Origin of the sequence: uncultured Moraxella sp., from assembly GCF_945873075.1 — a bacterium.
GTDB lineage: Bacteria > Pseudomonadota > Gammaproteobacteria > Pseudomonadales > Moraxellaceae > Moraxella.
Window position 1 is genome coordinate 1 of sequence record NZ_CAMCBS010000031.1, and the last position, 15,246, is coordinate 15,246.

Annotated in this window: 14 protein-coding genes; 9 read left to right on the top strand and 5 right to left on the bottom strand. The window is 47.8% G+C overall.

Annotation, left to right across the window (positions count from 1 at the left end; genetic code table 11):
- Window positions 1-114 precede the first annotated feature (114 nt).
- The gene (locus Q0N89_RS08740; RefSeq protein WP_253222945.1) at window positions 115-348 is read right to left on the bottom strand and encodes a PspC domain-containing protein; all 234 of its coding nucleotides are present in this window, start codon (window positions 346-348) and stop codon (window positions 115-117) included.
- Between the two features lie 112 nt (window positions 349-460).
- Here Q0N89_RS08740 and nadR point away from each other — a divergent pair, with 112 nt between their 5' ends.
- From nadR to Q0N89_RS08755, 3 genes are all read left to right on the top strand, one after another.
- Window positions 461-1,624 carry a multifunctional transcriptional regulator/nicotinamide-nucleotide adenylyltransferase/ribosylnicotinamide kinase NadR gene (gene nadR / locus Q0N89_RS08745; RefSeq protein WP_294035464.1) on the top strand — a complete coding sequence of 388 codons (1,164 nt, stop codon included), beginning with the start codon at window positions 461-463 and terminating at the stop codon, window positions 1,622-1,624.
- Window positions 1,621-2,379, top strand: a complete 759-nt coding sequence (gene pnuC / locus Q0N89_RS08750) for a nicotinamide riboside transporter PnuC (RefSeq protein ID WP_294035466.1) — start codon at window positions 1,621-1,623, stop codon at window positions 2,377-2,379. Before nadR ends, pnuC begins: the two co-directional genes overlap by 4 nt.
- 113 nt (window positions 2,380-2,492) lie before the next feature.
- The gene (locus Q0N89_RS08755) at window positions 2,493-2,927 is read left to right on the top strand and encodes a DUF962 domain-containing protein (protein ID WP_253222942.1); all 435 of its coding nucleotides are present in this window, start codon (window positions 2,493-2,495) and stop codon (window positions 2,925-2,927) included.
- 104 nt (window positions 2,928-3,031) lie between these two features.
- Here Q0N89_RS08755 and pgsA read toward each other — a convergent pair whose 3' ends face one another.
- The gene (gene pgsA, locus Q0N89_RS08760; protein ID WP_294035468.1) at window positions 3,032-3,685 is read right to left on the bottom strand and encodes a CDP-diacylglycerol--glycerol-3-phosphate 3-phosphatidyltransferase; all 654 of its coding nucleotides are present in this window, start codon (window positions 3,683-3,685) and stop codon (window positions 3,032-3,034) included.
- 194 nt (window positions 3,686-3,879) lie between these two features.
- Here pgsA and Q0N89_RS08765 point away from each other — a divergent pair, with 194 nt between their 5' ends.
- On the top strand, window positions 3,880-5,103 hold the full coding sequence (locus Q0N89_RS08765) for an NAD(P)/FAD-dependent oxidoreductase (protein WP_253222940.1): 1,224 nt from the start codon (window positions 3,880-3,882) through the stop codon (window positions 5,101-5,103).
- 92 nt (window positions 5,104-5,195) lie between these two features.
- Here the strand turns inward: Q0N89_RS08765 and Q0N89_RS08770 are convergent, their stop codons facing one another.
- Window positions 5,196-8,189 (bottom strand): insulinase family protein, encoded by a 2,994-nt coding sequence (locus Q0N89_RS08770; RefSeq protein ID WP_294035485.1) that lies wholly within the window; start codon window positions 8,187-8,189, stop codon window positions 5,196-5,198.
- 275 nt (window positions 8,190-8,464) lie between these two features.
- Here Q0N89_RS08770 and Q0N89_RS08775 point away from each other — a divergent pair, with 275 nt between their 5' ends.
- The 4 genes from Q0N89_RS08775 to Q0N89_RS08790 all read left to right on the top strand — a co-directional run bounded on the left by Q0N89_RS08775 (window position 8,465) and on the right by Q0N89_RS08790 (window position 12,022).
- Window positions 8,465-9,127 (top strand): histidine phosphatase family protein, encoded by a 663-nt coding sequence (locus Q0N89_RS08775; protein WP_294035471.1) that lies wholly within the window; start codon window positions 8,465-8,467, stop codon window positions 9,125-9,127.
- A 161-nt stretch (window positions 9,128-9,288) separates the two neighbouring features.
- Entirely contained in the window at window positions 9,289-10,377 is a 1,089-nt protein-coding gene (gene fic, locus Q0N89_RS08780) for a protein adenylyltransferase Fic (protein ID WP_294035473.1), read from the top strand.
- Between the two features lie 91 nt (window positions 10,378-10,468).
- The gene (locus Q0N89_RS08785) at window positions 10,469-10,918 is read left to right on the top strand and encodes a universal stress protein (RefSeq protein WP_294035475.1); all 450 of its coding nucleotides are present in this window, start codon (window positions 10,469-10,471) and stop codon (window positions 10,916-10,918) included.
- 93 nt (window positions 10,919-11,011) lie between these two features.
- On the top strand, window positions 11,012-12,022 hold the full coding sequence (locus Q0N89_RS08790; RefSeq protein ID WP_294035477.1) for an adenosine kinase: 1,011 nt from the start codon (window positions 11,012-11,014) through the stop codon (window positions 12,020-12,022).
- A gap of 168 nt (window positions 12,023-12,190) precedes the next feature.
- Here the strand turns inward: Q0N89_RS08790 and nfuA are convergent, their stop codons facing one another.
- A complete protein-coding gene (gene nfuA / locus Q0N89_RS08795; protein ID WP_294035479.1) occupies window positions 12,191-12,799 on the bottom strand; it encodes a Fe-S biogenesis protein NfuA in 609 nt (202 codons plus the stop codon).
- Window positions 12,800-12,890: 91 nt separating this feature from the next.
- On the opposite strand from nfuA, the gene Q0N89_RS08800 reads away from it, so the two are divergent.
- Entirely contained in the window at window positions 12,891-13,925 is a 1,035-nt protein-coding gene (locus tag Q0N89_RS08800; protein WP_294035481.1) for a bifunctional nicotinamide-nucleotide adenylyltransferase/Nudix hydroxylase, read from the top strand.
- A gap of 66 nt (window positions 13,926-13,991) precedes the next feature.
- On the opposite strand, the gene Q0N89_RS08805 is transcribed toward Q0N89_RS08800, so the two are convergent.
- Window positions 13,992-15,050, bottom strand: coding sequence for a hypothetical protein (locus Q0N89_RS08805; protein WP_294035483.1), 1,059 nt, complete (start codon window positions 15,048-15,050; stop codon window positions 13,992-13,994).
- Window positions 15,051-15,246: the final 196 nt, after the last annotated feature.

Below are 15,246 nucleotides of genomic sequence, written 5' to 3' on the forward strand. Positions count from 1 at the left end.
AAAAAATAATGCCCATTGTACTAAACAACGGGCATTTTTTCCATTCTTTTTCAAGATTTTGGCGGATTTTGTGGGACATCTTTATGGGATATCACAGAACAAATTCAACATCCATTACGAACGATAGACGCCATAATCTGCATACGATGCCGGCGTGGCGTTTGGCATCATCAGCCACAGCACCAAATAAATCAAAATCCCCGGCACGGCGGCACTTGCACATGAGATAATCACAAAAGCTAGGCGCACCATCGTTGGCGACCATCCCAAATATTCAGCGATACCACCCATCACCCCTGCAATCATGCGATGGTTCTGTGAGCGGTGAAGTTTGATGAGTTTTGCCATATAATCACTCCGTATGATGATTGCCATAATGAATTGTTAGTCGTTATTAACGATGACTTGCCAGCAATATGCAACTTAGGTATAATGTTAATTTGTAATATTTGTACAAAGCGTGCATTGCCAGCTGACTTGCTACTTAGATGGTAGCTCTTATCAACAATTTCAAGCGCAAAACACCCCCTTATACAAAATACAACATAGCTTTACAAAGGATGACAAGATGACAAAGGCGAGCAATGCCCTACTCATCGGTGATTTTGCCCCATTGCATTTGGGTCATCTTGCCGACATCAACGACGCCAGCAAGCTTGCCAACACCTTGCATATCGTCATCACCGCACCCGCAGGCATCGCCACGCCAAGCGGTCGCACGCCAAATCTTAGTGATGTCGCCCGATGGGTGCAGGTGGCGTGTCAGCATTTTGCCTTTGTGCGAGTGCATACGGTGGCAAGTCTTGGCTTATCCAGTGTGGACTTTGATTATCGTAGCAGCCGCCATGCCAATCACAGCATTGATGCGATTTGCCAAGCCTTACAGCTCGATGATGTCATCATCGCAAGCAAGCACCCTTTGAGCCAATCCACCTATCCGACCGCCATCATCGCCGCCACCTTAGATGATGGCTTGATGATACAGACCAATCCTTTGATGAATTTTGACCGCCTTGCGCCTGCGTGTCGCTATTTTTATACGCAGACGGTGTGCATCGTCGGTGGCGAAAGCTCGGGCAAAACCACACTCATTCATAAGCTTGCCAATCACTATGGCGCAACTGTCGCACTTGAGATGGGACGGCTTTATACCCATTCGCACTTAGGCGGTACGGAGCTTGGCTTGCAGTACAGTGATTATCTGCCGATTGCCATCAATCACGCCAAAGCCATCACGGATGCCACCGCTGCTGCCACCGCACCCATTACGCTTGTCGATACGGATTTTGCGACGACGCAGGCATTTTGTGAAGTATATGAAAAACGCACGCACCCTGTGGTGGCAAGCCTTGCCGATAATTTTCGCTTAGATTTCACCATTTATTTGGATAATAATGTCGCTTGGGTCGCCGATGGGATGCGTCGTCTTGGCGATACCAAAGCTCGTAGCCACTTTGCCCAGACGCTCCTTGATATCTTGGCTCGACATGACATCCGCCATCATGTGATTGATGATGATAATTATCACGCACGCTATCAACAAGCCGTCTTGTGGATTGATACGCACATACTTGGCAAGATGCCGACTTATTCTACACGACACCCAAAGGATGCCACCCTATGAAAATCGCACTACTGGATAATATCACTGGCTTTGGCAAGCACGACTGGAGCGTGTATTGGGTGCTGATTTGGTTCAGCTGTGGACTGCTTGCGTTGTTTTTTGGGTTTTGGACAACGACCGAGCAGACGGCACTCGACTGGTTTTATTTTGCGGTATCCATCATTGGTCTATTGTGCGTCGTGGGCTTAAGCTTTCGCAAAAATATCGCAGGCAATGGGCTTGGGATGCTTGCCACCGCAGGCGAAGTGGTGGTACAGGCGACATCAGGGGCGGTAGGCTTGATGCTTGCGCCACTGTTCAATTTCTTTAGCCATGCTTATGGGGTCAAATACTGGGCAAGCAACACCGATGCCGATGGCGATATGGTGCCAAAATCCGCCAACAAATATGTCTGGCTATTGACCATCGTCTTTATCATCGCAGGGCTTTTGCTATTTCCTGCGATTAACCGCTGGCTACAGGCGCAGGGCTATGGTGTCATCAGCGATGATGGCAGTCGTTTTTTGGGGATGATTGACTTTTTTTGGATTAATGTCATTGGCTTTGTACTATCCATCACCGCACAGGCGACGATGATTTTGCGTTATTCGTTCAACTGGTGGCTATGGATTCTAGTCAATGCCGTGTGGCTTATCGTCAATATCATGACGGGCAACACCATCTTTGCCATACAGACAGTGATTTATCAAGTCAATGCAGTGGTGGGTTTGTACGGCTGGTATCGCAGTGAACAGCTCGCCAAAGGCATCCCTTGACAGCCAAAGACTGCCCCTGTGGCGGTCTTTATTTTTTGCAAAAATCCTTTGAAAATTGTCCAAAAATTGGTACAGTATAGACAATCTTGGAAGTGTCAATAAAAGGAGTTACCGTGTCATTATTCGTCAGTCAAAAATCACTACAATCATGGCTTGATGACTATGCCGTCAGCCATCAAAACCCCACCAACAAATCCATCCATTGGCTATGCGTGCCGGTGATTTTCCTATGTATCGTGGCGCTATTGTATCATGTACATATTGCACTATTGGCGGTGATTGCTGTAGGTGTACTGTTCTTTTATTTGCGGTTATCGTTGGTGTTATTTGTGCAGATGTTGGCGTTTATGGCGCTGTGCGTGATGATTGTCTATTATCTGCCGGTATCGGTGTGGTTTTGGGTAGGGCTGTTTGTCGCCGCTTGGATTGGGCAATTTGTCGGGCATAAAATCGAAGGCGCTAAGCCGTCATTCTTTGAAGATTTGCAATTTTTGCTCATCGGCCCTGCGTGGGTGGTGCATGATATGGGACGGCGATTGGGCGGCTAAAGCACCTTAAACAAGCCGTCATCCAGACAAGCAAACAAGTTTTCACCCAAACAAAAAAGTCGGGCAATACTCCCGACTTTTTATCATCACATTTATCATCTACATCACGGCTGCTTAAGATACGGCCAAGCGGCTTTGAGATAAATCATCATCGACCACAGGGTCAAAATCACCGCAATCACCATCAGCGTATAGCCAATCATCTCAAGCGATTCCCAGTTGAGCAGTAGCACGGTGATGGCGACCATCTGGAAAGTGGTCTTAAGCTTACCTACATATGACACTGCCACACTCGTGCGTGCACCAAGCTCCGCCATCCACTCACGCAGTGCCGACACGGCAATCTCACGAGAGATGATAACAATTGCCGATGTCGCCATCACGATATTTGGATGCCACTGCACCAGCACAATCAGCGCCGCTGCGACCATCAGCTTGTCCGCCACAGGGTCAAGAAAGCGACCAAATGCCGATGTGATATTCATCTTACGCGCCAAATAGCCATCAAGCCAATCAGTCAATGCCGCCAGCACAAACACCAAAGTCAGCACAAAATGACGCAGCAAACTGTCGCTAAACTCACTCATCCCAAGCCGTGCGATGGCATTATCCGAAATCGCAGGCACGCCGATACCGAGTGCCGGCGGCCAATAGGCAATCGCCACAAACAAAGGAATCATCACAATGCGTGCTATGGTTAGGTTGTTTGGCAGATTAAAAACCGATGTAGGCTTGGTCTGCGGTGTGTCTGTACTCATAATCACACTCAAGAAATTTGCTTTATGATACCTAATTTTGACAGGATTTGCCATAAGTTTTGTGGATTTTGGCGATGATGGTTAATGCTTTTGGGTGGCAAAAATGTTACCATAGCGATTTTGGCGACAGTACAGATACCAGAAGCTTTACAGATTTGCCAAGCCATCACCAACCACCATCAAGGACACGCATTATGAGCCATACAGTCGATACCATCATCATCGGTGCAGGGGCATCGGGGCTGTTTTGTGCGTTCAATGTGGCAAGCTTTGGCAAATCGGTGCTCGTGCTCGACCACGCCAACAAAGCCGGCAAAAAAATCCTGATGTCAGGCGGTGGACGGTGCAACTTTATCAATCGCCAAGTTGAGCCACGGCATTTTATCAGCCAAAATCCGCATTTTGTCAAATCCGCCCTGTCCAAATACGGCAGTGATGACTTTATCGCCCTAGTCAATCAGCACCATATCGCCTATCATGAGCGAGAGCATGGACAGCTATTTTGTGATGACAGTGCCAAAGATATTTTAGATATGCTACTAAAACAGTGCCAAGACTTTGGCGTCGGTATCCATCTGCATACTGTCATTGATAGCATTCGTGCCACCGATGATAACGGCTTTGTACTTAGCACCACCCACAAAAAAGACGGCACAACCACCACTTATCAATGTCAGCATCTGGTGATTGCCACAGGTGGTCTATCCATTCCGACACTTGGGGCAAGTGGCTTTGGCTATCAGGTGGCGATGCAGTTTGGGCACACAATAGTCCCGACCGAAGCCGCCTTAGTGCCGTTTACTTTTACCGATGCCACAGGCGATTTGATAAAATCACAAGCAGGGCTAAGCCTAGATGTCATCGCATCCAATGATAAGATTAGCTTCACACTGCCACTGCTATTTACACATCGTGGACTATCTGGCCCTGCCATGCTCCAGCTGTCCAACTACTGGCACTTAGGCGAGAGCATCACCATCAATCTAGCACCGCAGACGGACATCACCGAGCTGTTATTATCCGCCAAAAAATCACATCCAAAACAGCTTGTACGCACCGCTTTGGCAGGTATCCTGCCCAAAAAACTACTCACCGCACTCGAAAATCATCTATGGCAAGCGCACAAAGACACCGAGCTTGCCAATCTCAAAGATGACACCCTACGCCAAATCGCCACAACGCTGAACGCTTGGACGCTCAAGCCCAGTGGCACTGAAGGCTACCGAGTCGCTGAAGTCACTCGTGGCGGTGTCGATACTCGTGATGTCTCGGGCAAGACAATGGAATCTCGCCTACAGCCCAATCTATATTTCATCGGTGAAGTGCTTGATGTGACAGGCTGGCTTGGCGGATATAATTTTGCTTGGGCGTGGGCAAGCGGCTATGCCTGCGCCGAAAGTATCGGGATGAAATGGTGATGTGGTGTTTGGGTTGCATTTTAAAATAATCACACCCAACCAATCACCCATTACAAACCCACCCAAAAAAAGCGAGCCAAAGCCCGCTTTTATTATGTCAATTTTTTAATCACAAAACCAAGCTCGCTCATGGCTTGTTCTTTTTCCATCGGGGCAAGCGTGGCTTTGGTATGTGGTTTGTCCTTCAGATAAGTCATCGCCACACGCTTGAGATCATCGATGGTCACTGCCAAAATCTTGGCACGCATCGCCTGTTGCCATGCTTGATCTCGCTCATGCAGCTCGCTAAAGCAGGACTTGACCGCTTCACCAGCAGGCGAACCCGGCTTGTCCATGCCTGCGATGATACCCAAGATGGCTTCGGTCAGCTGTTCATCATCATGCTCGGTAGTGAGCAGCCAATCGATACTCTTGGCAAAGTGTGCAAAGGTCTCTTGGCAGTGCGGATCTCGATAGCTGTAGAAACGAAACGATGCCGAATTGCTGTCAAAGCTTGCACCACCGCCATAAGCACCGCCTTTTTCACGGATGGCACTGTGCAGATAGCCATTGCGTAAAAATGGCGCAAGCACCATCAAAGCAGGCGTATCAGCATGACCTGATGTGGTGGCAGGATAGGCAGCGGCGTTATGATGGACATTGGTGGAGATCAGCCATGCGATGTCTTCACGGCTATCATCATGCAGTAGATGGCTAAGCTCATCAAATAGCATCGGCGTGCTTGATGGTGAGCTTGTCTGACTGCTTGGCTGTGCCGATAGCTGATCGGCGATGATTGGCAATAGTGTCTCGCTCGCTGTCTCTTCGCACACCAGTAGCACCTGCTTTGGCAGGCTCATCATCGCCTGATGTAGCGCTGTCAGTCGCTCGGTTAGCAGTTGCCACTGCAAATCATCTTGGGCTGCCTGCGCCAAAAATGCCTTGAGCGTAGCTAGTGCTGGCAGACCCGAATAGGCATACTCAATCGCTGCTTGACGGCTCATCTGACGCACTGCCGTCTGCATGGCATAGGCGTGCCCTGCGCCCGACAGACGAGACTGCCAGCCGCTTTGTTTTTGTTGCAGTAGTTCACGGATGCGATCAGTTTCGCTAAAGATGGTATCGTTTAGCACTTCGGACACCAGTGCAATGGCTTCGGTTTTGCGATTGAGCGCACGAGTAGCAAGCACAAAATAACTACCCATTTGATCTTTATCATCGATACTGGTACGCTGACTGATACGAGCCGTCACCCCTGATGAGTGCGATGCTTGCACCGCTTGGAAACTGCGTGCATCATGCTTGATCGTACCCACTTCGGATAATAGCGCCAGATACAGTGGCAATAGCGGATTATTGAGCACTTGATCAGCGACTTCACCAGTCAATGGCGTAATCAGCTGATAATAATACAGCCCGTTCGTACCCGCATGATACAGATGTACAGGCACATCGCCCATATTTGTTGCAAGCGTGGTATGCGTGGCGTGGGTAAATGCCACATCGCTTGGCACATCGGTCAGATCCACCTTCGGCAGTAGATTGACATCATCAGGGGTGGCTTGACGAGCCTGCAGATCCGCACTTTGCTGACGGATCGTGGCTCGGTCGTTATCAGTGAGCTGTGTATCTAGCTCTGCCAATTTCATCTCTTCATCACGAATCAAGCGAGCTGCCTTATCCGTATCAGGACTCATAGTCAGTAGCACTCGGTGCGGATTGTCAATCAAGTGCGTGCGTATCAATGACTGCACCCAGTTTGGCTCAAACGCCTTGTCCTTGAGCCATGCCAAATGCTCATCAATCTGCCACACATCAATCGGATCACCGCCATGAATCGCCGTGCTAAAGCCTTCGAGCATCAAGGTCAAGCCATAGGGCATACTATCGCCACCGATATGACGCTGATCAATCTCAATCTGGTGCAAAATCGTCTCAATGACATCATCAGCAATCGGATGATTGGCAATATCAGTTAATAAATCCAAAATCCCCTGCTGCACCGCATCGGCATACTCGGCATCCGAGCCACGCAGTCCAGCATAAAACACCATCTGATAATGGCTGTCATCTAAGCCAAGTAGCGGACTTGGTGCTGTGCCATGCGGATGACTCTCAAGATATGCACGCAAAGGCGAACCGCTATGCTCTGCCAACACCCCTTCGACCAAACGCAGTGATAGACGCACCTTTGGATCAGTGATGGTTGGCAATAGCCACGCCAGCACATGGTGCGTCATCTGCTTGCCATCGCTGTCACTGCTATAAGTATCTGCTACCGTCACAGGGGCGGTGAGCGGTGTCTCAAGTGATGATGAGAATTTTTTGCCTTGGGCAGGACGAGTCGTGTCATCAAAGCGGCTTAGGGCATCATTATGAAGTTTTTCTTGAATCTCTGACACAGGAATATCGCCAAAGCTCATGATGATGGCGTTGCTCGGATGATAATGCGCTTGGTGAAATGCCACCAAATCAGCATGGCTAAGCTTTGGAATCTCGGCAGGATCACCGCCAGAGTTATAATGATAAGTCGTCGTAGGAAATAGGTGCGGTGTCAGTGCATAATACAACTGATCAATCTCACCACTCATCGCCCCTTTCATCTCATTGAACACAATGCCGTGGTACTGTGGTTTGCCATCATCATCAAGCTCGATGCGGATACCTTCTTGGGCAAAATCCAGCGGATGAATGTTGGGGAAAAATACCGCGTCGGTATAGACGGATAATAGGTTAAAAAAGTCCTTTTTATTCTGACTGGCAAAGGGATATACCGTCCAATCACTGGCCGTCATCGCATTCATAAAGGTATTGAGCGAGCGTTTAATCATACTAAAAAACGGATCTCGCACAGGGTATTTTTCAGAGCCGCACAGTACCACGTGCTCTAGGATATGCGCTTCGCCACGAGAAGTCATCGGCACGGTGGCAAAGCCAATCATCAAGGCGTTTTCGCTATTTTGGCACGCCAAATGATAATGCACCGCCCCTGTCATGCGATGGCGAGTGGTCAAAACGGTGATGTCGAGTGCTTCGATACGGCGAGTGTCAAGCAGCTCAAAGCTTGGGTGTAGCTCGGTGGATGGTGTAAAAGTAGATGGCGTCATCGCCTTTGTTGAGATGGTCATATCAATCCTAAATATCTGCTTGCCAAGGTGGTATCTTTGGGCAGTTTTTGTTATGCTTACAAATCATGATAAAAGTGCGTTATTTTAACACAAAAGCCTGCATTTAGGGCGTCTGATGATGACAAAGCAACAAAACTTATCAGCGTGCTTGGCTTATCATCAGCTTTATCATTCAGCGATTGATATGATTTACAAGATTTACCCGTTAAACGCACGCCATATACGATTGATACCCAACCAATGATTGATTTATTATGAAAAAATTCTACCTAATCCGCCATGCGCAAAGCGAGTCCAATGCAGGACTGGTTATCCGTGAGAATCACTTGATTAATCTTACCGAACTTGGACAAGCTCAAGCGCTGACACTGTGCGACTGGCTGTGTGATTATTTGGCAAAATCCCAAGAAACCATCAACGGTGTGTTTATCTCACCTTATATCCGCACACATCAGACTGCTTTGCCGTATCTACACAAAACTGGCTTTGATGCCACCGTCATACCAAGTTTGCAGGAGTTTAATATGCTGACATTTGAGCGTATCAGCGGGCGTGAATTATCCGAGATTCGCACGATGGCGCAGGCGTTTTGGCGGATGTCAAATGACCACAAGGACAGCGAACAAACGGATAGTTTTGATGACTTTGTGGCGCGAGTACGCACGGCACGGCAGACCTTTGGCGAGATGGCGGACGGCAGTTATGTGGTCTTTGGGCATGGGATGTGGATTGGGATGTTGATTTGGCAGCTACTTCACCAAGACAGCAAGCAGGTGCTTGATAAATCCACTTTTGCCACATTTGAGCTGACCATCCGCCCTGATAATTGTGATGTGTATCTACTCACCATCGATGGCACAACCGAATCCATCGCCAAACTGCGGGATAATCGTGGCGGTGTGTCGCTTTTGATGTGATGATTTTATATTTACAAAATTGGATTTTTTCGACATAATAATCACAACCTATCGAAAAAATCCAATTTTATCGACATGACAAGGCTGTCATGTACACGCCATCATCATTACAGGTCACTCATGTTGATAAAATGCAAAAATATCATCATGAGAGCCAAGTTATGACATTTGATGCCAATACACCTTATAACCATTTACCGCCCCTACCACCATTAGCAGATATTGAAACCAAAGCCGTGCTTAAGCTATGCGTGGAAGCTCGTGCAAGCCTTGCAGGGCTTAAGCAAGCAGGCGCACTCATTCCCAATCAAGCGATGCTGATTAACACCATTCCCTTGCTTGAAGCGCAAGGCAGTAGCGAAATCGAAAATATCATCACCACAACCGATAAGCTTTTTCAATATGCTTATGATGACAATGCACCCGACCACGCAACCAAAGAAGCACTTCGCTATCGCACGGCACTGTATGATGGCATTTTGGCAATCAAAAACCGTCCACTCACCGCCCAAACTGCGCTACAAATTTGTCGCACCATCAAAGGCGTACATCTAGACATTCGCACCCATTCCGGCACTAAGCTTCAAAACCGCTTAGGGCAGACCATCTACACGCCCCCAGATGACCCACAACAAATCAAGGCGCTATTGGCAAACTGGGAAATATTTTTACACGCCGATGACGAGCTCGACCCTTTGGTTAAGATGGCGGTAGCACATTACCAGTTTGAAGCGATTCATCCTTTTTTTGATGGCAATGGTCGTACAGGGCGTGTGCTGAATATTTTATATTTAATCGAAAAAGGCTTATTAGATTCACCGATTTTATATCTGAGTCGCTATATTATCCAAAACAAAGCGGGCTATTATCACGGTTTAATCGATGTGACCACACATCAAGACTGGCAATCATGGCTGATGTATATGCTGACCGCCATCAAGCAAACCAGTGATTGGACAACTGCCAAAATTCTTGCCATCAAAGATTTGTACCAAATCACCGCCAAGACCATCCAAGAGCAAGCGCCAAAAATCTACAGCCGAGAGCTTGTCGATGTGATTTTTGAAATGCCTTATTGTCGCATCGCCAATTTGGTCGATAAAGGCATCGCCAAACGGCAAACCGCCAGTAGCTATTTATCAAAACTGGTCGAAATTGGCATCCTATCCGAACGGCAGGTCGGCAAAGAAAAACTGTTCATCAATCCAAAATTAATGGACTTATTACAAAGCCCTGACAATCTATACTAAATTTTTGCACAAATCAGCTGAATTATCGCTTTATATTTGTTATACTAAGTATAGGAAAATTGGCAACCAAAACAGCAAAAGGAGCGTGTTTATGTACCAACATGTACTGCTAGTCACTGACCTAAAAGACGATACCGATTTGGTCGCACAAAAAGCCAAGTGGATTTTGGATGCAGAACCACAAGCCCAATTATCCGTCTTGCACATCGTCGAAGAGACCATGCTCGGCTTTGGCTATGAGCTGATTCCAGCATCGGCACTGCATGAGCAGATTGATGATGAACGCTGCCAAAAAGCTCGGGTTCGCCTAGCCGAAGTCCTAAACCGCAACCATCTGCAAGCGCACCATGTCAATATCAAGACCGCCATTTCAGGTCGCAAAGGCATCGTGGATTATTGCGATCAGCACGCTGTGGATTTGGTCGTCATCGGTCGCCACAAGCGCACTGGACTGTCGGCATGGATTGCAGGCGCAACTGCTGACAGCATCCTGCCTGATGTTGATAGTGATTTATTGGTTGTGCAGTTGGCTGCCGAATAACCGTTAATTTTTTATCTGATAATCAGTCAAGTGGGTCAAAGATATTGGCCTGCTTGACTGATTGTGTTTTTTAGATTTTTTAAAGAGAAAGCTATGTATGATGTCGTCGGCATTGGTAATGCCCTAGTTGATACCGAATTTACCCTAAGCGAAGATGCCCTAGCTGCCACTGGTCTGACTCGCGGCAATATGACTTTGGCGGATGCTGATGCCCAAGCAGCGTTGTTTGAAGTACTTGCCAAACAAGGCATCACCCCTGCCAAACAAGCCGGTGGTGGTAGTGCCGCAAACAGCATGGTGGCATTTGCTTCACTGGGCGGTAGTGCTTATTATCATTGCCGTGTCGGTGGTGATGAGATGGGTGATTTTTATCTGGGCGACCTTGAAGCATCAGGCGTGACGGTCGATGCAGACTTTGCGGTACATCGTGATGGTATCACAGGCTCATGTGCGGTGCTCGTCACCCCTGATGGCGAGCGCACCATGCAGACACATCTGGGCACCAGTAGCGAGATTTGTGCGGATAATGTCAATTTTGAGACACTTAGCAGTGCCAAATGGCTGTATCTAGAAGGCTATCTTGCCATGTCGCCATCGGTCAGCGATGCACTGACTCAGCTACACGCCACCGCACGCAAGCACGGTGTCAAAGTCGCTGTCAGCTTTGCCGACCCTGCTGTGGTCAAATTCGCCAAAGATGGTCTATTAGCCATGCTTAACCGTGGCGTGGATGCGGTGTTTTGTAACTTTGAAGAAGCGACACTATTTGCCGAAGCAGATGGCGAAGCCGACCCTGTCAATGCCCTGCTCAAATACAGCAACCTTGTGGTCATCACCAACTCAGACAAGCCTGCCATCATCGCTTGTCGTGGCGATACTGGCATCATCGAGCATCACATTGATGCCGTCGCCGTCAGCCAAGTCGTCGATACCAACGGTGCAGGCGATAACTACGCCGGTGCGTTCTTGTATGGTTTATCCGAAGGGCTAGAATTGCCCGTCTGCGGTAAGCTTGCCGCCGAAGTCGCCGCTGCCATCGTCAGTCAGTTCGGCCCCCGCCTAAGTGTGGCAGACTATCAAGCGATTAAAACCAAAACACTATAAGCTACACCATCATAAAAGCAAAAAAAATCAACCGCTTATAAATATAGGCGGTTGATTTTTTTAAACTTCTTGTGCAAATCATGCATCATACATCCAATAAAATACCCATCAATCACAGCATGATGATGGATATTTTGTTATAATTTCAATAAATTAATAATTAATTCATCACTTATAATACGCATTATCCGCCACGCTGTGGTCGGTGCTATCCACCACTTGGGTTAGCTCAGGGATAGATTGTTTAAGCTGTACTTCCACGCCTTGACGCAAGGTCACATCCACCGCCGAACAGCCTTGACAGCCACCGCCGAATTTAAGCACTGCTGTCAGACCTGCTTCATCTTCGATGACTTCAAGTAGCTCAACCGAACCGCCATGACTGGCAAGATTTGGGTTGATTTCTGATTGTAGCACATAGTTGATACGCTCTTCGATGCTAGCATTTTCGCCGACTTGTGGCACTTTTGAGTTAGGCGCACGGAAAGTGAGCTGACCGCCGAAACGGTCTTTATTATAATCAATCACCGCATCATGCAGATAAGGAATGCTTGGCGCATCGATGTGTGCGGTGAATTTGTCATAAGTGATGTGCAAATCGTCTTCGTCCACTTCATCAGGCTGACAATACGACATACAGCACTCAGCGCGTGGTGTGCCTGCGTGCTCCACAAAGATACGCACGCCAATGCCTTCAACTTCCTGCTTGGCAAGTAGCTCTGCTAGATAATCTTGGGCAGAGTCGGTGATTTTGATGTTGCTGCTTAATTCTGTCATAAAAATTCTCTTTGAATGATACAAATACTTGTCCTATATGGTAACATACTCTAGATTAATCAAGAAATTTTTTGTGATTTTTGGATAAAATATGAGTGATGCTTTTGAATTTGATTATTTGGTTTTTATTGGGCGTTTTCAGCCATTTCATCAAGGGCATCAGCATGTCGTCCAGCTTGCCCTGAACTACGCCAAACAAGTCATCATCCTAGTCGGCTCAGCCAATTCGCCACGCACCCCAAAAAACCCCTTTACGGCAAGCGAACGCACGGCGATGATTTTGGGCAGTTTTGCGCCTACCGATGCCGCACGCATCCACTGTGTCGGTATTCATGACGCCACTTATAATGATAACAAATGGCTCATCGGCGTCCAAAAAGCCATCACCGATGCCACCGCCAGCACCATTAATCCAAAAATCGCCATCATCGGGCACGCCAAAGACGACAGCTCATACTATCTTGCCTTATTCCCGCAGTATGGCAGTTTTATGGTGGATAATTACAATGGCTTATCCGCCACGCCACTGCGTCATGTGTATTTTGGGGATGATTTGCACGCCTATCACACGGCAAGTGCGGTGCTGACTGACACCAGTCGTGCGTTTTTGGATGCGTTTCGCCAAACCGACCATTATGCCAATCTCAAACGAGAATTTGACCACATCCACTCCTACCAAGACGCATGGCGTGATGCGCCTTATCCACCAAGCTTTATCACTGCTGATGCTGTCGTCGTGCAGTCAGGGCATATTCTGCTGATTGAGCGGGGCGGTGAGTACGGTCGTGGGCTGTACGCACTGCCAGGGGGATTTGTCGATAATACTGAAGATTTTTATCACGCCTGCGTACGAGAGTTAATCGAAGAGACTTGTATTGATATTGATAAAAATATCTTAAAAAATAGCCTAGTATCAAGCCAGCTGTTTGATGCACCCAAACGCTCTGCCCGTGCTCGCACGGTGACGATGGCGTATTATTTTGAATTGCCAAGCAATCCTAATTTGCCTAATATCAAAGCAAGTGATGATGCTCGCCGTGCCTTTTGGCTGCCCTTATCACAGCTGGATGCCAGTCAGATGTTCGAAGATCATTATGGGGTGATTTGTCGTTTGCTTGGAATTTAGAATATCTAAATAAAAAAGGCTTGTATCATACAAGCCTTTTTTAACATTACCCAAGCCATTTAACCATCAAAACACCACTTCTACACGACCAAACAGTGAGACATGATGATCACGATCTTCGGTTTTGTTATTATAATAACTGGCATCACCTTGCAAGAACAACCAATCACGCCACACCGGCTGACGATAGCTGACATAGGGGCCGTAGGTGTTTAGATGCGCCTGCTTATCTTCGATATTACCCCCTGTGTAGATGCCGTAGCTGAGCGTGCGCTCACCCAAGCGAGACGGCCAAAGATGCTCTTGGTACAGGCTGTTACCCCACTCGATATCTTCATCGCCATCGTGCGTGTAGTATAGGCGAGTGCGGTTGGCGATCGTGCGTGTATCCGACTGTGGCTGACCGACGGTGAATGTCGTCAATGCAGTATGCTCACTTTGGCTGCCATAGCGATACATCTGCTCAAAGCGTGCAAAATAGTCATTGGCAAATTGCCAGTCTTTTTTGTAGCGAGCACGCACAAACAGATCATCTGAACGCAAACCGACATCGACATCGATACCTGTGTTTTTACGGAATTTTGACCATCGAACCGCAAGCGATGAGTTGTCTTCTCGAGTTTGTCGAGAGTCGAATCGCTTGTCTTTTTCGTACGGGGTATTGACTCGCTCGTCATTATGCACCCCTTCGCCAGTCTGCTCATAATCGAGCGTATCATCACCAATCATGATACTCAAGCGATCTTCTAGAGTAGGTAGCTTTACCTTGGCGCGGATGCGTGGCTTGATACTGGTGCCGTCATATTCATTCCATGTGGTATCCATCATCACACGCAGGCTTAGGCGTGCTGGATCCTTGGGATTTTGTTTACCAAACCATCCATCAACACTGTCCGCTGTGCGACCCAGCCAATCTTTAGTTTGGGCGTGTTTTTTGTCCACCCAAGTGCGATTTTCTACATCATTTGTAACAATGGCATCGGCATTATCCGCCACCTGACTCACTGCTGTATCAGCGACCGTCGTGTCACTGGCGTTGGCTGTATCTACTTGTGACGCATAAGCACTCGCCGCCACCGATGACAGCATCACTAAGAATGCTTGCCGAGCAATCTGACTTGGCATAAACTCCATCCTAACTTAACTAAACCTTACTCAATCCTAACACCAAGCATACTTGATTTTTTGGCAATTTTAAAGGGCAATTTATCAAAATCACCCCCATCACCCATCATCAAACAGCCATCTGCACATCATCGATGGTGGCAAACTCACTATCCACAAAGCGAATCGGCACGCCTGCCAAGCGTCTAGCGGTCGT